Consider the following 19,362-nt stretch of genomic DNA (forward strand, 5'->3'; position numbering starts at 1 on the left):
CGGGAGGCGTTTTACCGGCGTCCCGCGGGGGCTCCGATATGGATTTGGGGGATCGGTGCACACCCGTGTAATGTCTTCCTCGCTCGCCCCAATAGCTCAGTCGGTAGAGCGTCTCCATGGTAAGGAGAAGGTCTGCGGTTCGATTCCGCATTGGGGCTCTGGTGTTCGGAGATCCTCCCCCTCGGGGGAGGTGATCCAGACATCAAAGCGGTGTAGCTCAGTCGGTAGAGCAAGCGGCTCATAATCGCTGTGTCACCGGTTCAAGTCCGGTCACCGCTACGCGCAGTAGCCGATTGTAGGGTCGGTCCTCCGATCGGCTACTCTTTTTTGCGTTCATCCGTACATCCGTCCGTCCAAGGAGCACTCACGTGGCTGCCACCGACGTCCGCCCGAAGATCACGCTGGCCTGCGTGGAGTGCAAGGAGCGGAACTACATCACCAAGAAGAACCGGCGTAACAACCCGGACCGCATGGAGATGAAGAAGCACTGCCCGCGCTGCAACTCGCACACGGCGCACCGCGAAACGCGCTAAGTACAGGCTCGTACACGAGGCCGTCCCCGAATTACTGGGGGCGGCCTCGTGTCGTATGTCACGACGATTCTCAGGAGGTAACGGGTTCATGGCGCTCGACCAGTCCTTCGTGGGGCGGACCTATCCGCCCACCTCGGCGTACGAGGTCGGCCGGGAGAAGATCCGCGAGTTCGCCGAAGCCGTCGGCGACGGCAATCCCGCGTACACCGATCGCGAGGCCGCCAAGGCGCTCGGGCACCCGGATGTGATCGCTCCGCCGACTTTCGTCTTCGCGATCACCTTCAAGGCCGCCGGCCTGGTGATAGAGGACCCGCAGCTGGGCCTCGACTACAGCAGGGTGGTGCACGGGGACCAGAAGTTCGCGTACACCCGTCCCGTACGGGCGGGGGACCGGCTGTCGGTCACCTCCACCATCGAGGCGATCCGGTCGATGGCCGGAAACGACATCCTGGACATCCGTGGCGAGGTCCGGGACGAGAGCGGCGAGCACGTGGTGACCGCCTGGACGAAGCTGGTGGCACGTGCCGCCGAGGAGGCGTGAGATGGCTGCCAAGGTCGCGTTCGAGGACGTCGAGGTCGGCACCGAGCTGCCCGCCCAGTCCTTCCCCGTGGACCGCGCCACACTGGTGCGGTACGCCGGTGCCTCCGGCGACTTCAACCCGATCCACTGGAACGAGAAGTTCGCGGTCGAGGTCGGGCTGCCTGACGTGATCGCGCACGGCATGTTCACCATGGCGGAGGCGGCTCGGGTGGTGACCGACTGGACGGGCGACCCGGCCGCGGTCGTCGAGTACGGAGTGCGCTTCACCAAGCCGGTCGTCGTGCCGAACGACGGTACGGGAGCACTGATCGAGGTCAGCGGCAAGGTGGCCGCCCTGCTGGACGGCAACCGGGTCCGGGTGGACCTCACCGCGACGAGCGCAGGCCAGAAGGTGCTCGGGATGTCCCGCGCGGTGGTGCAGCTCAGCTGAGGTGCGTGTCGGGTAAGGGGTGATCTCCACCAGGGGCGATCTCCTGGGGGCCGCCCCTTACCGCGTGCCGGACGCACTTTCCCGTCCGGTTACCGCGCGTGCCGCCCCTTGACGACGTTAGTGATTGGACACTAACTTTCTCGCATGGTCAGGATGAGTGCCGAGGAGCGGCGCGAGAGCGTGATCCGGGCGGCGATGGTCGAGTTCGCCCGTGCCGGATACCGGGGCACCTCCACCGAGGTGATCGCCCAGCGCGTCGGCGTGTCCCAGCCGTACCTCTTCCGTCTCTTCCCGAACAAACAGGCCATCTTCCTCGCCGCGGCCAAGCGCTGCGTCGAGGACACCACGGAGGTCTTCCGGAAGGCCGGCGAAGGGCTGGAGGGCCAGGAGGCGCTGGACGCCATGGGCGCGGCCTACCGGGCCCTCATCGCGGACGACCCCGACATGCTGCACATGCAGATGCAGGTGTACGTCGCCGTGGCATCCGCCGAAGCGGTCGGGGACCACGAGTTCGGCGAGCCGATCAGGGCGAGCTGGATGGAGATGTTCGACACGGTCCACCTCAAGCTGGGCGCCGACGTCGGGGAGACCACCCAGTTCTTCGCGTACGGGATGCTCATCAACGTATTCGTGTCCCTCGGATATCCCCCCGAGCACCGGGCGTGGACCGGCTTCGACCAGCCGCCGCAGCCCAAGGAATGAGTGACATGCGCCGGAATCCGGCGGGTGTTTTCTGCCCGTGGAACTTAGTGATCAATAACTAATGAGCAGGGGGAGCAGCGGTGAACAAGCCCACGCCACGGCGCCCGGGCGCCGTCTGGACTCTGATCATCACGAGCGCCGCCGGATTCATGGCGGCTCTGGACAACCTCGTCGTCACCACGGCCCTGCCCTCGATCCGTGCCGACCTCGGGGGAGCGCTGTCCGACCTCCAGTGGACGGTCAACGCGTACACGCTCACCTTCGCCGTACTGCTCATGCTCGGCGCGGCGCTCGGCGACAGGTTCGGCCGCCGTCGCCTCTTCGTGACGGGGCTGACCGTCTTCACCGGGGCCTCGGCGGCCGCCGCGCTCGCCACCGGCATCGACGCGCTGATCGCGGCCCGCGCGATACAGGGAGTGGGGGCCGCGATCATGATGCCGCTCACCCTCACCCTGCTCACCGCGGCTGTTCCCGCAGCCCGCAGGGGAGCCGCCCTCGGCATCTTCAGCGCCGTCACGGGCCTCGCTGTGGCTGGCGGGCCGCTCATCGGCGGCAGCCTCACCGAGCACCTGTCCTGGCAGTGGATCTTCTGGCTCAACGTGCCCGTCGGTTTGGTCCTGCTGCCCCTCGCCGCCCTGCGTCTCAGGGAGTCGTACGCCCCGAACGCCCGCCTCGACATCCCCGGCACCCTCCTCGTCAGCGGCGGCCTCTTCGGTCTCGTCCACGCCCTGGTCAACGGCCAGGAGGACGGCTGGACCAGCACCCCGATCCTCGCCGGGCTCCTCGCCGGCACGGCACTGCTCGGCGGCTTCGTCCTGCACGGGTTCCGGCACAGGAACCCTATGCTCCCCATGCGCCTGTTCAAGAACCGTGCGTTCCTCGGCATCAACCTCGCGGGCCTGCTGATGTTCCTGGGCATGTTCGGCTCGATCTTCCTGCTCACGCAGTTCATGCAGGGCGCCCTCGGCCACTCGCCCACCGAGGCCGGGCTGCGGATGCTGCCCTGGACAGGCATGCCCCTGCTGGTGGCACCATTCGCGGGCATCCTCTCCGACCGGATCGGCGGCCGGCCCGTCGTCGCGGCGGGCCTGGCCCTCCAGGCACTGGGACTCGCGCTCTTCGCGCTGGTCATCGGCCCGGACGTGTCGTACGCCGCCCAGCTCCCCGCCCTGATCGTCGGTGGCGTCGGCATGGCGCTGTACTTCGCCCCTGCCGCCGGCGTCGTCATGGCGAGCGTCCGCCCGGCCGAACAGGGCATCGCCTCCGGGGCCAACAACGCCCTGCGCGAGGTGGGAGGCGCGCTGGGTGTCGCGGTCCTCGGCGCGGTCTTCGCGTCCCGTGGCGGCTACAGCTCCCCGGCCGCCTTCACCGACGGGACCGTCCCGGCCGTCTGGATCGGCGCCGCAGCGGTCGCGCTGGCCGCGCTCGCGGCGCTGCTCATCCCCCGTACGAAGCCGGCGGACGGGACGGTCCTCGGCGGCACCGCGGTGGCGGGCTCGGCGGCCGAGCAGGCTCGCAGCGGCCTCGGTCGCGCCTGAACGGGCGGCGGGCGAGCGGGAACGGCGGGCGGGCGAGCGTGGACGTTCTGCCGCCGGATGCGGAGCCGGAGCGGGCCGCCAGAGCCGGTCCTGCTTGTGCCCCGCCCCGCGCCCTCCCGGGCAGGCACGCAGGCCGCCCGCGTCGGCCCATGCCCCGCGCTCGGAAACCCTTCCCCTGCCCACGCCACGGCCCACGCGCATCCGTCGCCCGCACCCGTCCCGTACACCCCAGCAAACCTGCCAGCCCCGGTGCGCACACCCCTCGCCGGGCACGGCCCGGCCCCCGTCACGATCGGAGAACACCCGTGCCCGAGCTTCCCTGGTTCGCCCCGCACCGTCCCGCGCCGCACGCCGAGGTCCATGCCATGGCCTCCCGTTTCGAAACCCGGACCCTTCTGGGAGCGTTCCGGTTCTTCGCGCGGACGCCTCGCATCATGTGGCAGATACGGACCGCGCCCGGCGCCCACGGGGTCACCCTGCGGGCCCGCCTGTTGCGCCGCACCTTCTGGACGCTGTCGGTATGGGAGTCCCCCGAGGCCCTGCACCGATTCGCGGGCAGCGACCCGCACCGGAGCAGTGCCCGCGCGCTGAAGGCGCTGATGAAGGGGTCGGACTTCGTGTCCTGGACGACCGGCGCGGACGCCCTTCCGCTGGACTGGTCCGACGCCCTCCAGCGCCTCGACGGGAACCGGACCTGATCGCCCCCGCCGGGCCGCGGCACCCCGCCGCTCTCCCCGGACCCTCACCCGCGCCCAGCCCGGACCTGGGCTCCGGCCCGCGCCCACGCCCCAACCCGGACCCGCGCCCAGCCCCTCCGCCCACCACACCCCGGCCGCCCGGTGATCCCCGCACCGGGCCTCTCGTACGCTGGACCCCGTGCAGGAACTCCACGATGCCCCCCTCGCCCCCCTGACCACCTTCCGCCTCGGCGGCCCCGCGGCCCGTCTGGTCATGGCCCGCACCGATGACGAGGTGATCGCCGCCGTCCGCGAGGCCGACGGGTCGGGCACCCCGTTGCTGATCGTCGGCGGCGGCAGCAACCTGGTCATCGGCGACGGGGGCTTCGACGGCACCGCTCTGCGCATCGCCACCCAGGGCTTCCGCCTCGACGGCACCAAGCTGGAGCTGGCCGCCGGCGAGGTCTGGACCGACGCCGTCGCCCGCACCGTCGAAGCCGGTCTCGCGGGCATCGAGTGCCTTGCCGGAATTCCCGGTTCCGCGGGTGCGACGCCGATCCAGAACGTCGGCGCGTACGGCCAGGAGGTCTCCAGCACGATCACCGAGGTCGACGCGTACGACCGTCGTACGGGAGAGCGGGTCACCCTCACCGACGCGGACTGTGCCTTCTCGTACCGTCACAGCCGCTTCAAGGAGGACCCGCACCGCTACGTGGTGCTGCGCGTGCGCTTCGAGCTGGAGGACGCGGGCGGGCTGTCCGCGCCGATCAAGTACCCGGAGACCGCCCGCGCCCTGGGCGTCGAAGCGGGAGAGCGGGTGAGTGCGGCCGTCGCGCGTGAGACCGTGCTCGCCCTGCGCGCGGGCAAGGGCATGGTGCTGGACCCGGAGGACCACGACACCTGGTCGGCGGGCTCCTTCTTCACCAACCCGATTCTCGACGAGGCACAGTTCGCCGCCTTTCTCGCGCGCGTGCACGCCACCCTCGGCCCCGACACCGCGCCGCCCGCCTTTCCGGCGGGGGAGGGGCTGACCAAGACCTCGGCGGCCTGGCTGATCGACCGCGCCGGCTTCACCAAGGGATACGGCGAAGGCCCCGCCCGCATCTCCACCAAGCACACCCTCGCCCTCACCAACCGGGGCCGTGCCACCACCGAGGACCTCCTGGCCCTCGCCCGTGAGGTCGTCGCCGGCGTGCACGACGCGTTCGGCGTGACCCTCGTCAACGAGCCCGTGACGGTCAACTGCGCCCTGTGAGGCCTCCGTACGCGCCTAGTACGCCACCCCGACCCCCTGCCTCAGCGTCGTCGGGTCGTCCAGCGTCGCCAGCATCGCGTGGGCCACATCGGCCCGCGCGATCGCCCGCCCGCTGCGCGGGGTTCCGCCGACCACCTTGCGGTAGACGCCGGTGAGCGGCGCGTCCGTCAGCCGCGGCGGCCGTACGGAGGTCCAGTCGGTCGCCGAGCGCGCCAACTCGCCCTCCATGGCGCGCAGATCGTCGTACACGCCCCTCAGCACCCGGCTGATCACCCTGACCATGACACGGTCCATGGCCGGCTGCCGCTCCGGCACGGGGCCGACAGGAGCGGCGCTGACCACCACCAGCCGCCGGGGGCCCGCCGCTTCCACCGCCCGCAGGACGACCCGGGTCAACGTCGTGGTGATGCCCGCGTCCCTGGCGCTGCGCGCCCCGAGGCCGGAGAGGACCGCGTCCCGGCCCGCGACGGCCTCCCGCAGCTGCTCGGGGTCCGACACGTCCGACCGGAACACGGTGAGCCGCTCGCCCTTCACCGCGCACCGCGCCGGGTCCCGTACGACTGCCGTGACCTCGTGCCCGGCGGCCAGTGCCTGCTGGACGATCTCCCGTCCGATGCCGCCGGTGGCGCCGAATACCGTGAGCTTCATCGTGCGTCTCCTCGGGTGGGTAAGTATTCACTCACCCCGAGGGTGGGTGAGTGCTCACTCACCCGTCAAGCCCTGTCACCGATTCCGTCCGGAGTTCGTATGTCGCCGTCACGGCCCCAGCCGCAGAAACCGACCCGGGAGCGCATCCTCGACGCCGCTCACGAGCTGATGCGCACCCTCGGCCTGTCCCGCGCCACCACCAAGGAGATCGCGCGGCTGGCCGGCTGTTCCGAGGCGGCGCTCTACAAGCACTTCGCCGGAAAGGAGGACCTCTTCGTCGCCGTGCTCAGCGAACGGCTGCCCCGCCTGACCCCGCTGCTCCACCGCCTGGTCCTCGACCCCGGCGGGCGCACCGTCGAGCAGAACCTCACCGAGATCGCCCGCCAGGCCACCCTCTTCTACGCCGAGAGCTTCCCGATCGCCGCCTCGCTCTACGCCGAGGCCAAGCTCAAGAGCCGTCACGACGCCGCCATGCGGGAGCTGGGCACCGGCCCCCACATGCCCATCGAAGGCCTTGACTCCTACCTCCGCGCCGAACAGTCCGCGGGCCGCATCGCCGCGACCGCCGACACCTTCGCGGCCGCCTCGCTCCTCATGGGCGCCTGCGCGCAGCGCGCCTTCGCCTACGACCCGGCCGGCACCGTGGGCGCACCGCCCCCGCAGGACGTCGACGACTTCGCCGCCGCCCTCGCCGCCACCCTCCTGGCAGGCATCAGCGGGTAGGGATCAGCCGGCCAGCCACGCGTCGATCCCGCCGAGCAGCCTCTCCCGCACGTCCACCGGTGCTGCCGACCCCCGCACCGACTGCCGCGCCAGCTCGGCCAGCTCGGCGTCCGTGAACCCGTGGTGCTCGCGCGCCAGCTCGTACTGCGCCGCCAGCCGCGACCCGAACAGCAGCGGGTCGTCGGCGCCCAGCGCCATCGGCACCCCCGCCTCGAAGAGGGTGCGCAACGGTACGTCCTCGGGCTTCTCGTACACGCCGAGCGCCACGTTGGACGACGGGCACACCTCGCACGTGATCTGCCGGTCCGCGAGCCGCTTCAGCAACCGCGGATTCTCGGCGGCCCGCACCCCGTGCCCGATCCGCGACGCGTCCAGGTCGTCCAGGCAGTCCCGTACGGAAGCGGGCCCGGCCAGCTCACCGCCGTGCGGCGCGGCCAGCAGCCCACCCTCCCGGGCGATGGCGAAGGCGCGGTCGAAGTCCCGCGCCATGCCGCGCCGCTCGTCGTTGGACAGCCCGAAGCCGACGATCCCGCGATCCGCGTACCGTACCGCCAGCCGCGCCAGCGTGCGCGCGTCCAGCGGGTGCTTCATGCGGTTCGCCGCGACGAGCACCCGCATCCCGAGCCCGGTCTCCCGCGACGCGCTGTCGACCGCGTCCAGGATGATCTCCAGCGCCGGGATCAGCCCGCCGAGCAGCGGCGCGTACGAGGTGGGGTCGACCTGGATCTCCAGCCACCCCGACCCGTCCCGCACGTCCTCCTCCGCCGCCTCGCGCACCAGCCGCTGGATGTCCTCGGGCGTGCGCAGGCAGGACCGTGCCGCGTCGTACAGCCGCTGGAAGCGGAACCAGCCCCGCTCGTCGGTGGCCCGCAGCTTCGGCGGCTCCGCGCCGGTCAGCGCGTCGGGGAGGTGGACGCCGTGCTTCTCGGCCAGGTCCAGGAGGGTGGAAGGGCGCATCGACCCGGTGAAATGCAGGTGCAGATGAGCCTTGGGGAGCAGGGTGAGATCACGTACACGCGGGGGGGTACCCCCGGAAAGGACGGGCATCCAAGGATCTTGCCGTACGCGGGACGCGCCCGGAACCCGCTTTTCCCCAACGGGTGCACCCCCGAACGCAGAAACGGTCCTCCGGCCGTCGGGCCGGGGACCGTCTCAACTTGCCCCGAAGAGGCGCACCGCACCCCGCACAGGGACGCGGCAGGCACCCAGGAGCTAGTCGCGCGCCTCCGAGAGGAGCTTCTGGAGCCGTGACACGCCCTCGACGAGGTCCTCGTCACCCAGCGCGTACGAGAGCCGCAGGTAGCCCGGCGTGCCGAAGGCCTCGCCCGGAACGACCGCGACCTCCACCTCCTCCAGGATCAGCGCGGCCAGCTCGACGGAGGTCTGCGGGCGCTTGCCCCGGATCTCCTTGCCGAGCAGCCCCTTCACCGACGGGTACACGTAGAACGCGCCCTCCGGGGTGGGGCAGACGACGCCGTCGATCTCGCTCAGCATCCGCACGATCGTCCTGCGGCGCCGGTCGAAGGCGGTCTTCATCTCCTCGACCGCGTCCAGCGATCCGGAGACGGCCGCCAGCGCCGCCACCTGCGCCACGTTGGAGACGTTGGACGTGGCGTGCGACTGGAGGTTCGTCGCCGCCTTCACCACGTCCCGCGGGCCGATGATCCAGCCGACCCGCCAGCCCGTCATCGCGTACGTCTTCGCCACGCCGTTGACCACGATGCACTTGTCACGCAGCTCCGGCACGATCGCCGGCAGCGACGTGAACGACGCGTCCCCGTACACCAGGTGCTCGTAGATCTCGTCGGTCAGCACCCACAGACCGTGCTCGTGCGCCCAGCGCCCGATCGCCTCCGCGTCGGCCTCGCTGTAGACCGCGCCGGTCGGGTTGGACGGCGAGACGAACAGGACGACCTTCGTGCGCTCGGTGCGCGCGGCCTCCAGCTGCTCCACGGAGACCCGGTAGCCGGTCGTCTCGTCGGACACGACCTCCACCGGCACGCCGCCCGCGAGACGGATCGACTCGGGGTACGTCGTCCAGTACGGGGCCGGGACGATGACCTCGTCGCCCGGGTCGAGGATCGCGGCGAAGGCCTCGTAGATGGCCTGCTTGCCACCGTTGGTGACCAGGACCTGCGAGGCGTCGACCTCGTAGCCGGAGTCGCGCAGCGTCTTCGCGGCGATCGCGTTCTTCAGCTCGGGCAGACCGCCGGCCGGGGTGTAGCGGTGGTACTTCGGGTTGGCGCAGGCCTCGATCGCGGCCTGCACGATGTAGTCCGGGGTGGGGAAGTCCGGCTCGCCCGCGCCGAAGCCGATCACGGGGCGGCCCGCGGCCTTGAGGGCCTTCGCCTTCGCGTCCACGGCGAGGGTGGCGGACTCGGAAATGGCACCGACGCGGGCGGAGACCCGGCGCTCGGTCGGAGGGGTAGCAGCGCTCATGCGGCCCATGGTCCCAGACCCCCGGGGGCCCTCGTACAGGGGTTTCGCGGACTGGTCACCGCCGCGTCGGGCCGCTATCTGTTCGACGCGGGGCCGTGGAGCACGTACACTCACCTGTCGTTGGCCCACAGCAGCCCGCTCCAGCAGAGCGCACTCCGTGCACTCGGTCGGATGCGGTAGGTTGGGGGAACCACAAAGGGTCGTAGCTCAATTGGTAGAGCACTGGTCTCCAAAACCAGCGGTTGGGGGTTCAAGTCCCTCCGGCCCTGCTACACACTCCTTCGCCAGGATGTGTGCGCATGTACGTACTTCTCTGCATTGTCGTGCGGCTCCACCGGGCGCGGCACGGCCACGACCCGGAATCAGGTGAGTAGCGTGACGGACGCCGTGGGCTCCATCGACATGCCTGATGCCCAGGACGAGACGCCGAAGAAGGCACGCAAGGGCGGCAAGCGGGGCAAGAAGGGCCCGCTGGGCCGCCTCGCGCAGTTCTACCGCCAGATCGTCGCGGAACTCCGCAAGGTCGTCTGGCCCACTCGCAGTCAGCTGTCGACGTACACCACCGTGGTCATCATCTTCGTGGTGATCATGATCGGCATCGTGACCGTCATCGACCAGGGCTTCTCGTCCGTGGTGAAGTACGTCTTCGGCTAAAAACCTCGCGTAGGGCGCCTCCACTCACGGGCGCCCCTTTCGCGCGTTCCACCCATTTGTGTATCCAGGAAGAAGCAGCCACCGTGTCTGACCCGAACCTGAACGACGCCGGCGAGCCGACGGTGGGCGCCGTCGAGTCCGTTGAGGACGAGACCGCCATCGTTGAGGCGGCGGACGCTGTGGAGCCCGACCAGGCCGACGCTGCTGAAGCCGCCGCCGGCGAGCCCGCCGAAGAGGCCGCCCTGCACGTCGAGGACGAGACCGCAGTGGTCGCCGGATCCGACGAGGACGCCGAGGACGAGACCGCGGTCGCCGACGCCGAAGAGGCGGACGGGGCGGACGAGGTCGAGGCGGAGGCCGGGACCGACACGGAGGACGCCGCCGAGGCGGAGGACGCCGAGCCCGTCGACCCGATCGCCGCCCTCCGCGAGGAGCTGCGCACCCTGCCCGGCGAGTGGTACGTCATCCACACCTACGCCGGGTACGAGAAGCGCGTGAAGGCAAACCTGGAGCAGCGCGCCGTCTCCCTGAACGTCGAAGAGTTCATCTACCAGGCCGAAGTGCCGGAAGAAGAAATCGTTCAGATCAAGAACGGCGAGCGCAAGAACGTCCGTCAGAACAAGCTCCCGGGTTACGTCCTGGTCCGCATGGACCTGACCAACGAGTCCTGGGGCGTCGTCCGCAACACCCCCGGCGTCACCGGCTTCGTGGGCAACGCCTACGACCCGTACCCGCTGACCCTGGACGAGATCGTCAAGATGCTCGCCCCGGAGGCCGAGGAGAAGGCAGCCCGCGAGGCGGCCGAGGCCGAGGGCAAGCCGGCGCCGCAGCGCAAGATGGAGGTCCAGGTACTGGACTTCGAGGTCGGCGACGCGGTCACCGTCACGGACGGCCCGTTCGCGACCCTCCAGGCCACGATCAACGAGATCAACGCCGACTCGAAGAAGGTCAAGGGCCTCGTCGAGATCTTCGGCCGCGAGACTCCGGTCGAGCTCAGCTTCGACCAGATCCAGAAGAACTGACCCCAGGTCAGACACTTCTGACAAGAGCTTCCGAACAGGTCAGATCGGGCTGCGAAAGCCGGTCTGACCTGCTCGGTTTTTAGCCGCACGTCTATACCCGTTATCGTTGTGCGGTATGCCTCCATCCGGATGATCGGATGGTTGGCCGAAACTCTCACTAGGACCCGGAGAGAGCAATGCCTCCCAAGAAGAAGAAGGTCACGGGGCTTATCAAGCTCCAGATCAACGCGGGCGCCGCCAACCCGGCCCCGCCGGTCGGCCCGGCGCTCGGTCAGCACGGCGTCAACATTATGGAGTTCTGCAAGGCCTACAACGCCGCGACCGAGTCGCAGCGTGGCATGGTCGTGCCGGTGGAGATCACGGTCTACGAAGACCGTTCCTTCACCTTCGTGACGAAGACGCCGCCGGCCGCCAAGCTGATCCTCAAGGCCGCTGGTGTGGACAAGGGATCGGGCGAGCCCCACAAGACCAAGGTCGCGAAGCTCACGGCCGCTCAGGTCCGCGAGATCGCCACGGTCAAGCTCCCCGACCTGAACGCCAACGACCTCGACGCCGCCGACAAGATCATCGCCGGCACCGCCCGTTCCATGGGCATCACGGTCGAGGGCTGATCAGCCCCTTCGTACGACAGTGGAAGGGCCACGCGCGGCCCGCACCACGACTCCACACCTGCCACGCGGCGGCAGCCGCATGGTGAATACCTGACACAGGAGCAGCAGTGAAGCGCAGCAAGTCTCTCCGCGCTGCGGACGCCAAGATCGACCGGGAGCGTCTGTACGCCCCCCTCGAAGCCGTCCGTATCGCCAAGGACACCAGCTCGGTCAAGTTCGACGGCACCGTCGAGGTCGCCATGCGTCTGGGTGTCGACCCGCGCAAGGCCGACCAGATGGTCCGCGGCACCGTGAACCTTCCGCACGGCACCGGCAAGACCGCCCGGGTCCTGGTCTTCGCGACCGGTGACCGTGCTGCGGCCGCGGAAGCCGCGGGCGCCGACATTGTCGGCTCCGACGAACTGATCGACGAAGTGGCGAAGGGCCGTCTGGACTTCGACGCCGTCGTCGCCACCCCGGACCTCATGGGCAAGGTCGGCCGCCTCGGCCGCGTCCTCGGCCCGCGTGGTCTGATGCCCAACCCGAAGACCGGAACGGTCACCCCGGACGTGGCGAAGGCTGTCACGGACATCAAGGGCGGCAAGATCGAGTTCCGCGTCGACAAGCACTCGAACCTGCACTTCATCATCGGCAAGGTCTCCTTCGACGAGACGAAGCTGGTCGAGAACTACGCCGCGGCGCTGGAGGAAGTCCTCCGTCTGAAGCCGTCCGCCGCCAAGGGCCGCTACATCAGGAAGGCCACGCTGGCCACCACGATGGGCCCCGGCATCCCGCTGGACGCCAACCGCACCCGCAACCTCCTCGTCGAGGAGAACCCGGCCGACGTCTGAGTCCTCTGACTCTCACGGCCGGCGCGGGTTCCGCGCACCGAAGCCGCTCCCGCACCTCCTCGCGAGGTGCGGGAGCGGCTTTTTCGTGCGCCGCGCCGCGCCGTTCCTGCCGGTGGCCGGAAGTGAAGGCGGCCCCGTTTCGGCTCGGAAACGGGTACGACGGCTGTCAGTGGCGTGCGTTAACGTCACGGTATTCACAAGAACATCGCAAGGGGCGGGGAAGCATGAACGCAGTTGGCTGGAAGCGGGCGGGGATGTCCGCGGTGGCACTGGTGGCCGTGGTGGGCCTCGCGGGGTGCCAGGACGGCGCCGAGCAGGGCGGGAAGAAGGCCGCCGGGGCCGAGGCACCGAAGGTGCAGGACCGGGCCGGTGCGGCCAGGGTCCTCAAGGCCGCGTACAAGAAGACGGCCGACGCCAAGTCCGCCAAGGTGCGGATGACGATGACCATGCCGGCGGGCATGGCGGGTCCCGAAGCAGGCAACATCGAGATGTCCGGGACACTGGGCTGGGGTCCCACGATCATGGACATGACCATGAAGCCGCAGGGTGGACTCGCGGCCGGCGGGAAGGGCCCCGGGCAGGTCCGCATGATCATGGTCGACGAGATCATGTACATGGACATGGGCGCCCAGGCCGCCGCCGGCGCGGACGGCAAGCGCTGGATGAAGATAGACCTCAAGGACGCCGCCGCGATGGGCGGCAAGGGTGCCGCCCGGCAGTTCACCGGCAGCCTGGAGAACGCCAACCAGGACCCGTCCCAGCAGCTCGGCATGCTGCTTGAGTCGCCCAACCTCAAGCACGTCGGCGCGGAGAACGTGGCGGGCGTGCCGACGCAGCACTACAAGGGCACCCTGACGGTCGCCGAGATGCTGAAGACGAACAAGGACGTCGACAAGCAGCTCACCGCCGTGCAGCGTGAGCAGCTCCTCGCGAACATGAACAAGGCCGGCATCAAGGGGTACGACACGGACGTCTGGGTCGACGACAACGGCTACCCCGCCAAGATGCTCCTCGGCGTGCAGTCGCCGCAGGGCACGATGAAGATCACCATGAACTACTCGGACTACGGGGCCGAGGCCGTCGTCCAGACCCCGCCGGCCAAGGACACCGTCGACTTCATGGAAATGATGAAGGAGCTGGAGAAGGCCGGAGCGGGCGCCGAAGGCATGTGAGACACGGTCTCGCAGGCGGACAGGCAGTCGGGCGGGACGCGGCCGGGCCGTGCGGGCGGGTGTCCGCACGGCCCGATTTGCCTCGCGCGGACCCGTTCGCGTACGCTCTCGAAGAAGCCAAAGACCGCTGGTCGTTGCCGTGTGCTCGCAAGAGGATGCGGTGGCCGAAGGATCCGCTAGTTAGACGCGGACGACCTGCGCAGGTGTTCGTGGAAAGTTCCCAGTTCTCTGGTTGAGCTCAGCCCCGTGCGCTTGCGCCGGGGCGTTTCGTATTTCGAGCCCCTTCTGAGCGGTCCTCATCACCCGGAAGGAGGCCGACGCTCTATGGCAAGGCCCGACAAGGCTGCCGCGGTAGCCGAGCTCGCGGACCAGTTCCGCAGCTCGAACGCCGCCGTGCTGACCGAGTACCGGGGTCTCACCGTCGCGCAGCTCAAGACGCTGCGTCGTTCGCTCGGTGAGAACGCCCAGTACGCCGTGGTGAAGAACACGCTGACCAAGATCGCGGCCAACGAGGCCGGGATCACTTCGCTGGACGACCAGTTCACTGGTCCGACGGCAGTTGCCTTCATCACCGGTGACCCGGTGGAGTCGGCGAAGGGTCTTCGTGACTTCGCCAAGGAGAACCCGAACCTCATCATCAAGGGCGGTGTCCTTGACGGTAAGGCGCTGACCGCCGATGAGATCAAGAAGCTCGCGGACCTCGAGTCCCGCGAGGTTCTGCTCAGCAAGCTCGCCGGTGCCTTCAAGGGCAAGCAGTCCCAGGCTGCTCAGCTCTTCCAGGCGCTGCCGTCGAAGTTCGTCCGCACTGCGGAGGCTCTTCGCGTCAAGCGTGATGAGCAGGGCGGTGCCGAGTAACTCGGCTCGCGCATTGGTCGTAGCCCACTAGGGACACGACCGCAGCGGGCCGAACGTACGCCCGCCGACAAGTACATCCGGCACCTGCCGACTTATTGGAAGGACGCCATCATGGCGAAGCTGTCCCAGGACGACCTGCTCGCGCAGTTCGAAGAGATGACCCTCATCGAGCTCTCCGAGTTCGTGAAGGCCTTCGAGGAGAAGTTCGACGTCACCGCCGCCGCGGCCGTCGCCGTTGCCGGCCCCGCCGCCGGTGGCGCTGCCCCCGAGGCCGCCGAGGAGCAGGACGAGTTCGACGTCGTCCTCACCGGTGCGGGCGACAAGAAGATCCAGGTCATCAAGGTCGTGCGTGAGCTGACCTCGCTGGGTCTGAAGGAGGCCAAGGACCTCGTCGACGGCGCTCCGAAGCCGGTCCTCGAGAAGGTCACCAAGGAGGCCGCCGAGAAGGCTGCCGAGTCCCTCAAGGGCGCCGGTGCGGCCGTCGAGGTCAAGTGACCCTCTGAGTCTCTGACTCTTTCGCCGGAGAAACACCGAGAGGTGTAACGCCGGCACCGCCAAGGGCGATCATCCAATTGGGTGGTCGCCCTTCGGCGTTCCCTCAGGTGGCTGGGCGCAGCCGCTTGCGGCGAGTAGGGTGATCTTCGTTGTGCGCCCCACAGGCCCGCTGTGCGCCCGTTGTACGCCGTCGTGGCGGTCCGGGCAGGTGACCGGAGCCCTGAGGTGGCGGGGGGCCTTGACGAACGGCACGCAGCGCGCAATTCTCAGGACGCGTCGTTACATCGATCCGGCTCCGAGGCATGGATCGAAGACGAAGAGGGCAGTATCGAGGTGCGTCCGCAGGGCGCGAGGGCTCACCCGTGACGTTGGCACAACCGCAGTCGTGGCAGTGGCGTTGAGAAGAACAAAGAGGCCGATGAGGGTCCCCAAAAACCCGCTCTGGACATCAGTGGGCCAAGTGGCTACACTGACCCTTTGCGCTGCCTGTTAGCTGCCTCCTGCCCGTCACCAGGGGCATGCCCATGCTTGAGCACCGAGGAATGATCCGCCCTGATCTGGGCTTTCCTGATCTGGGCCGTTCTGTCTCTGTGTCCGACGTGGGACCGGTACGCGCGTAGTGAGTCCGAGCCCTCGGAAGGACCCCCTCTTGGCCGCCTCGCGCAACGCCTCGACCTCCAATACGAACAACGGCGCCAGCACCGCCCCGCTGCGCATCTCCTTTGCAAAGATCAAGGAGCCCCTCGAGGTTCCGAACCTCCTCGCGCTGCAGACCGAGAGCTTTGACTGGCTGCTCGGGAACGCCGCTTGGAAGGGTCGCGTCGAGGCCGCTCTCGAGAGTGGACAGGACGTCCCCACGAAGTCCGGTCTGGAGGAGATCTTCGAAGAGATCTCTCCGATCGAGGACTTCTCCGGGTCGATGTCGCTGACGTTCCGCGACCACCGTTTCGAGCCCCCGAAGAACTCGATCGACGAGTGCAAGGAGCGCGACTTCACGTTCGCCGCCCCGCTCTTCGTCACCGCCGAGTTCACCAACAACGAGACCGGCGAGATCAAGTCCCAGACGGTCTTCATGGGCGATTTCCCGCTCATGACCAACAAGGGCACCTTCGTCATCAACGGCACCGAGCGTGTCGTGGTGTCGCAGCTGGTCCGCTCGCCGGGTGTCTACTTCGACTCCTCCATCGACAAGACGTCCGACAAGGACATCTTCTCCGCCAAGATCATCCCGTCCCGGGGTGCCTGGCTGGAGATGGAGATCGACAAGCGCGACATGGTCGGTGTCCGCATCGACCGCAAGCGCAAGCAGTCCGTCACCGTTCTCCTCAAGGCTCTCGGTTGGACGACCGAGCAGATCCTGGAGGAGTTCGGCGAGTACGAGTCCATGCGCGCCACCCTGGAGAAGGACCACACCCAGGGCCAGGACGACGCGCTGCTCGACATCTACCGCAAGCTGCGTCCGGGCGAGCCGCCGACGCGTGAGGCCGCTCAGACGCTGCTCGAGAACCTCTACTTCAACCCGAAGCGCTACGACCTCGCGAAGGTCGGCCGCTACAAGGTGAACAAGAAGCTCGGCGCGGACGAGCCGCTGAACGCGGGTGTCCTCACCAGCAAGGACATCATCGCCACCATCAAGTACCTGGTCCGGCTGCACGCCGGCGAGGTCGAGACGGTCGGCGAGTCGGGCCGGAACATCGTCGTCGAGACCGACGACATCGACCACTTCGGCAACCGTCGTCTGCGCAACGTCGGCGAGCTCATCCAGAACCAGGTCCGCACGGGTCTGGCCCGGATGGAGCGCGTCGTGCGTGAGCGCATGACGACCCAGGACGTCGAGGCGATCACGCCGCAGACCCTGATCAACATTCGCCCGGTCGTGGCGTCGATCAAGGAATTCTTCGGCACCTCGCAGCTGTCGCAGTTCATGGACCAGAACAACCCGCTGTCGGGTCTGACGCACAAGCGTCGTCTCTCGGCGCTGGGTCCCGGTGGTCTGTCCCGTGAGCGGGCCGGCTTCGAGGTCCGAGACGTGCACCCGTCCCACTACGGACGCATGTGCCCGATCGAGACCCCCGAAGGCCCGAACATCGGTCTGATCGGTTCGCTGGCCTCCTACGGTCGCGTCAACGCCTTCGGCTTTGTCGAGACCCCGTACCGCCGCGTGACCGAGGGTGTCGTCACCGACGAGGTCGACTACCTGACGGCCGACGAGGAGGACCGGTTCGTGATCGCCCAGGCGAACGCGACCCTCGGTGAGGACATGCGCTTCACCGAGTCGCGCGTCCTGGTCCGCCGCCGTGGCGGAGAGATCGACTACATCCCGGGCGACGACGTCGACTACATGGACGTCTCGCCGCGCCAGATGGTGTCGGTCGCGACCGCGATGATCCCCTTCCTGGAGCACGACGACGCGAACCGCGCGCTCATGGGCGCGAACATGATGCGTCAGGCCGTGCCGCTGATCACGTCCGAGGCTCCGCTCGTCGGCACCGGCATGGAGTACCGCTGTGCGGTCGACGCCGGTGACGTCATCAAGGCGGAGAAGGCGGGTGTGGTCCAGGAGGTCTCCGCGGACTACGTCACCGTCGCCAACGACGACGGCACGTACACCACGTACCGGATCGCCAAGTTCTCCCGCTCGAACCAGGGCACCTCGGTCAACCAGAAGGTTGTCGTCGACGAGGGCGCACGGGTCATCGAGGGCCAGGTCCTCGCCGACGGTCCCGCCACCCAGCAGGGTGAGATGGCGCTCGGCAAGAACCTCCTCGTGGCGTTCATGCCGTGGGAGGGCCACAACTACGAAGACGCGATCATCCTCAGCCAGCGTCTGGTGCAGGACGACGTCCTCTCCTCGATCCACATCGAGGAGCACGAGGTCGACGCCCGTGACACCAAGCTCGGCCCGGAGGAGATCACCCGGGACATCCCGAACGTCTCCGAAGAGGTCCTCGCCGACCTCGACGAGCGCGGCATCATCCGCATCGGTGCCGAGGTCGTCGCCGGCGACATCCTCGTCGGCAAGGTCACGCCCAAGGGTGAGACCGAGCTGACGCCGGAGGAGCGCCTGCTCCGTGCGATCTTCGGTGAGAAGGCGCGCGAAGTGCGCGACACCTCGCTGAAGGTGCCGCACGGCGAGATCGGCAAGGTCATCGGCGTCCGCGTCTTCGACCGCGAAGAGGGCGACGAACTGCCGCCGGGCGTGAACCAGCTGGTCCGCGTCTACGTGGCGCAGAAGCGCAAGATCACCGATGGTGACAAGCTCGCCGGCCGTCACGGCAACAAGGGCGTCATCTCCAAGATCCTGCCGATCGAGGACATGCCGTTCCTGGAGGACGGCACCCCGGTCGACATCATCCTGAACCCGCTGGGTGTCCCGTCCCGAATGAACCCGGGACAGGTCCTGGAGATCCACCTCGGCTGGCTCGCCAGCCGCGGCTGGGACGTCTCCGGGCTGGCCGACGACTGGGCGCAGCGCCTCCAGGCGATCGGCGCCGACCAGGTCGCCCCGGGCACCAACGTCGCCACCCCGGTGTTCGACGGTGCGCGCGAGGACGAGATCACCGGCCTCTTCGAGGCCACGATCCCCAACCGCGACGGTGACCGGCTGGTCCAGCCCTCGGGCAAGGCCAACCTGTTCGACGGCCGCTCCGGTGAGCCGTTCCCGGACCCGATCTCGATCGGGTACATGTACATCCTCAAGCTCCACCACCTGGTCGACGACAAGCTCCACGCGCGTTCGACCGGCCCGTACTCGATGATCACCCAGCAGCCGCTGGGTGGTAAGGCACAGTTCGGTGGTCAGCGCTTCGGTGAGATGGAGGTGTGGGCGCTGGAGGCTTATGGCGCCGCGTACGCCCTCCAGGAGCTGCTGACGATCAAGTCCGACGACGTGACCGGCCGCGTGAAGGTCTACGAGGCCATCGTCAAGGGCGAGAACATTCCGGAGCCCGGCATTCCCGAGTCCTTCAAGGTGCTCATCAAGGAAATGCAGTCGCTCTGCCTCAACGTGGAGGTGCTGTCCTCGGACGGCATGTCCATCGAGATGCGTGACACGGACGAGGACGTCTTCCGCGCAGCGGAGGAACTCGGTATCGACCTGTCCCGGCGCGAGCCGAGCAGCGTCGAAGAGGTCTGACGGGCCGGCCGGGGGTCTCCTTCACCGGAGACCCCCGGCCCTCCCCGGACCCGTTCAGACCATTTGAAGTGCCCATGAATCTCGCGCAAGCGAGGGGCTCGA

Annotated in this window: 19 protein-coding genes and 3 tRNA genes; 19 read left to right on the forward strand and 3 right to left on the reverse strand. The window is 68.6% G+C overall.

Translation table 11 applies throughout. The annotated features are described in order from the left end of the window. The first annotated feature begins 85 nt into the window (after window positions 1-85). The 9 genes from HNQ79_RS06585 (at window position 86) to HNQ79_RS06625 (ending at window position 5,676) form a co-directional block, all read left to right on the forward strand. A tRNA-Thr gene (locus HNQ79_RS06585) sits at window positions 86-158 on the forward strand. A gap of 48 nt (window positions 159-206) precedes the next feature. Next, window positions 207-279, forward strand: a tRNA-Met gene (locus HNQ79_RS06590). Between the two features lie 89 nt (window positions 280-368). After that, window positions 369-533 carry a 50S ribosomal protein L33 gene (gene rpmG / locus HNQ79_RS06595; protein ID WP_007265873.1) on the forward strand — a complete coding sequence of 55 codons (165 nt, stop codon included), beginning with the start codon at window positions 369-371 and terminating at the stop codon, window positions 531-533. Between the two features lie 88 nt (window positions 534-621). Then, on the forward strand, window positions 622-1,074 hold the full coding sequence (locus HNQ79_RS06600; protein WP_185027970.1) for a MaoC family dehydratase N-terminal domain-containing protein: 453 nt from the start codon (window positions 622-624) through the stop codon (window positions 1,072-1,074). Between the two features lies 1 nt (window position 1,075). Beyond that, on the forward strand, window positions 1,076-1,504 hold the full coding sequence (locus tag HNQ79_RS06605; RefSeq protein WP_185027971.1) for a MaoC family dehydratase: 429 nt from the start codon (window positions 1,076-1,078) through the stop codon (window positions 1,502-1,504). A 144-nt stretch (window positions 1,505-1,648) separates the two neighbouring features. Further along, complete coding sequence (locus HNQ79_RS06610) at window positions 1,649-2,206, forward strand: TetR/AcrR family transcriptional regulator (protein WP_185027973.1); 558 nt, start codon at window positions 1,649-1,651, stop codon at window positions 2,204-2,206. A gap of 80 nt (window positions 2,207-2,286) precedes the next feature. Further along, window positions 2,287-3,744 carry a DHA2 family efflux MFS transporter permease subunit gene (locus tag HNQ79_RS06615; protein WP_185027975.1) on the forward strand — a complete coding sequence of 486 codons (1,458 nt, stop codon included), beginning with the start codon at window positions 2,287-2,289 and terminating at the stop codon, window positions 3,742-3,744. 305 nt (window positions 3,745-4,049) lie between these two features. Beyond that, window positions 4,050-4,442 carry a DUF3291 domain-containing protein gene (locus HNQ79_RS06620; RefSeq protein ID WP_185027977.1) on the forward strand — a complete coding sequence of 131 codons (393 nt, stop codon included), beginning with the start codon at window positions 4,050-4,052 and terminating at the stop codon, window positions 4,440-4,442. A gap of 169 nt (window positions 4,443-4,611) precedes the next feature. Continuing rightward, window positions 4,612-5,676: a UDP-N-acetylmuramate dehydrogenase gene (locus tag HNQ79_RS06625; RefSeq protein WP_221507490.1), complete on the forward strand. Its 1,065-nt coding sequence runs from the start codon at window positions 4,612-4,614 to the stop codon at window positions 5,674-5,676. A 15-nt stretch (window positions 5,677-5,691) separates the two neighbouring features. Here the strand turns inward: HNQ79_RS06625 and HNQ79_RS06630 are convergent, their stop codons facing one another. After that, entirely contained in the window at window positions 5,692-6,324 is a 633-nt protein-coding gene (locus HNQ79_RS06630) for an NAD(P)-dependent oxidoreductase (RefSeq protein WP_185027980.1), read from the reverse strand. Between the two features lie 99 nt (window positions 6,325-6,423). On the opposite strand from HNQ79_RS06630, the gene HNQ79_RS06635 reads away from it, so the two are divergent. Further along, window positions 6,424-7,047, forward strand: a complete 624-nt coding sequence (locus tag HNQ79_RS06635; protein WP_185027981.1) for a TetR/AcrR family transcriptional regulator — start codon at window positions 6,424-6,426, stop codon at window positions 7,045-7,047. A gap of 3 nt (window positions 7,048-7,050) precedes the next feature. On the opposite strand, the gene HNQ79_RS06640 is transcribed toward HNQ79_RS06635, so the two are convergent. Together HNQ79_RS06640 and HNQ79_RS06645 are read right to left on the reverse strand one after the other, a co-directional pair. Further along, complete coding sequence (locus tag HNQ79_RS06640; RefSeq protein ID WP_185027982.1) at window positions 7,051-8,094, reverse strand: adenosine deaminase; 1,044 nt, start codon at window positions 8,092-8,094, stop codon at window positions 7,051-7,053. A gap of 165 nt (window positions 8,095-8,259) precedes the next feature. Beyond that, a complete protein-coding gene (locus HNQ79_RS06645) occupies window positions 8,260-9,486 on the reverse strand; it encodes a pyridoxal phosphate-dependent aminotransferase (protein ID WP_185027983.1) in 1,227 nt (408 codons plus the stop codon). 196 nt (window positions 9,487-9,682) lie between these two features. Here HNQ79_RS06645 and HNQ79_RS06650 point away from each other — a divergent pair. The 9 genes from HNQ79_RS06650 (at window position 9,683) to rpoB (ending at window position 19,260) form a co-directional block, all read left to right on the forward strand. Next, window positions 9,683-9,755: transfer RNA gene (locus HNQ79_RS06650), tRNA-Trp, on the forward strand. Between the two features lie 106 nt (window positions 9,756-9,861). Then, window positions 9,862-10,140: a preprotein translocase subunit SecE gene (secE, locus tag HNQ79_RS06655; RefSeq protein WP_185027984.1), complete on the forward strand. Its 279-nt coding sequence runs from the start codon at window positions 9,862-9,864 to the stop codon at window positions 10,138-10,140. Window positions 10,141-10,223: 83 nt separating this feature from the next. Beyond that, the gene (gene nusG, locus HNQ79_RS06660; protein ID WP_185027985.1) at window positions 10,224-11,162 is read left to right on the forward strand and encodes a transcription termination/antitermination protein NusG; all 939 of its coding nucleotides are present in this window, start codon (window positions 10,224-10,226) and stop codon (window positions 11,160-11,162) included. Between the two features lie 176 nt (window positions 11,163-11,338). Continuing rightward, window positions 11,339-11,773, forward strand: coding sequence for a 50S ribosomal protein L11 (gene rplK / locus HNQ79_RS06665; RefSeq protein ID WP_185027986.1), 435 nt, complete (start codon window positions 11,339-11,341; stop codon window positions 11,771-11,773). A 107-nt stretch (window positions 11,774-11,880) separates the two neighbouring features. Then, window positions 11,881-12,603, forward strand: a complete 723-nt coding sequence (gene rplA, locus HNQ79_RS06670; RefSeq protein WP_185027987.1) for a 50S ribosomal protein L1 — start codon at window positions 11,881-11,883, stop codon at window positions 12,601-12,603. A 224-nt stretch (window positions 12,604-12,827) separates the two neighbouring features. Then, window positions 12,828-13,775 (forward strand): SCO4651 family lipoprotein, encoded by a 948-nt coding sequence (locus HNQ79_RS06675; protein ID WP_185027988.1) that lies wholly within the window; start codon window positions 12,828-12,830, stop codon window positions 13,773-13,775. 324 nt (window positions 13,776-14,099) lie between these two features. Further along, the gene (rplJ, locus tag HNQ79_RS06680) at window positions 14,100-14,630 is read left to right on the forward strand and encodes a 50S ribosomal protein L10 (protein ID WP_185027989.1); all 531 of its coding nucleotides are present in this window, start codon (window positions 14,100-14,102) and stop codon (window positions 14,628-14,630) included. A gap of 111 nt (window positions 14,631-14,741) precedes the next feature. Next, a complete protein-coding gene (gene rplL, locus HNQ79_RS06685; protein ID WP_185027990.1) occupies window positions 14,742-15,125 on the forward strand; it encodes a 50S ribosomal protein L7/L12 in 384 nt (127 codons plus the stop codon). A 649-nt stretch (window positions 15,126-15,774) separates the two neighbouring features. Continuing rightward, on the forward strand, window positions 15,775-19,260 hold the full coding sequence (gene rpoB, locus HNQ79_RS06690) for a DNA-directed RNA polymerase subunit beta (protein WP_185027991.1): 3,486 nt from the start codon (window positions 15,775-15,777) through the stop codon (window positions 19,258-19,260). Window positions 19,261-19,362 lie beyond the last annotated feature (102 nt).

This window comes from Streptomyces candidus (assembly GCF_014207445.1).
In the GTDB taxonomy this organism is placed as follows: domain Bacteria; phylum Actinomycetota; class Actinomycetes; order Streptomycetales; family Streptomycetaceae; genus Streptomyces; species Streptomyces candidus.

Excerpts from the sequence above, each read along its gene's own strand:
- HNQ79_RS06600 (WP_185027970.1), top strand. The coding sequence starts at position 622 with ATGGCGCTCGACCAGTCCTTCGTGGGGCGGACCTATCCGCCCACCTCG.
- HNQ79_RS06605 (WP_185027971.1), top strand. The coding sequence starts at position 1,076 with ATGGCTGCCAAGGTCGCGTTCGAGGACGTCGAGGTCGGCACCGAGCTG.
- HNQ79_RS06610 (WP_185027973.1), top strand. The coding sequence starts at position 1,649 with ATGGTCAGGATGAGTGCCGAGGAGCGGCGCGAGAGCGTGATCCGGGCG.
- HNQ79_RS06630 (WP_185027980.1), bottom strand. The coding sequence starts at position 6,324 with ATGAAGCTCACGGTATTCGGCGCCACCGGCGGCATCGGACGGGAGATC.
- HNQ79_RS06635 (WP_185027981.1), top strand. The coding sequence starts at position 6,424 with ATGTCGCCGTCACGGCCCCAGCCGCAGAAACCGACCCGGGAGCGCATC.
- HNQ79_RS06640 (WP_185027982.1), bottom strand. The coding sequence starts at position 8,094 with ATGCCCGTCCTTTCCGGGGGTACCCCCCCGCGTGTACGTGATCTCACC.
- HNQ79_RS06645 (WP_185027983.1), bottom strand. The coding sequence starts at position 9,486 with ATGAGCGCTGCTACCCCTCCGACCGAGCGCCGGGTCTCCGCCCGCGTC.
- rplK (WP_185027986.1), top strand. The coding sequence starts at position 11,339 with ATGCCTCCCAAGAAGAAGAAGGTCACGGGGCTTATCAAGCTCCAGATC.
- HNQ79_RS06675 (WP_185027988.1), top strand. The coding sequence starts at position 12,828 with ATGAACGCAGTTGGCTGGAAGCGGGCGGGGATGTCCGCGGTGGCACTG.
- rplJ (WP_185027989.1), top strand. The coding sequence starts at position 14,100 with ATGGCAAGGCCCGACAAGGCTGCCGCGGTAGCCGAGCTCGCGGACCAG.
- rplL (WP_185027990.1), top strand. The coding sequence starts at position 14,742 with ATGGCGAAGCTGTCCCAGGACGACCTGCTCGCGCAGTTCGAAGAGATG.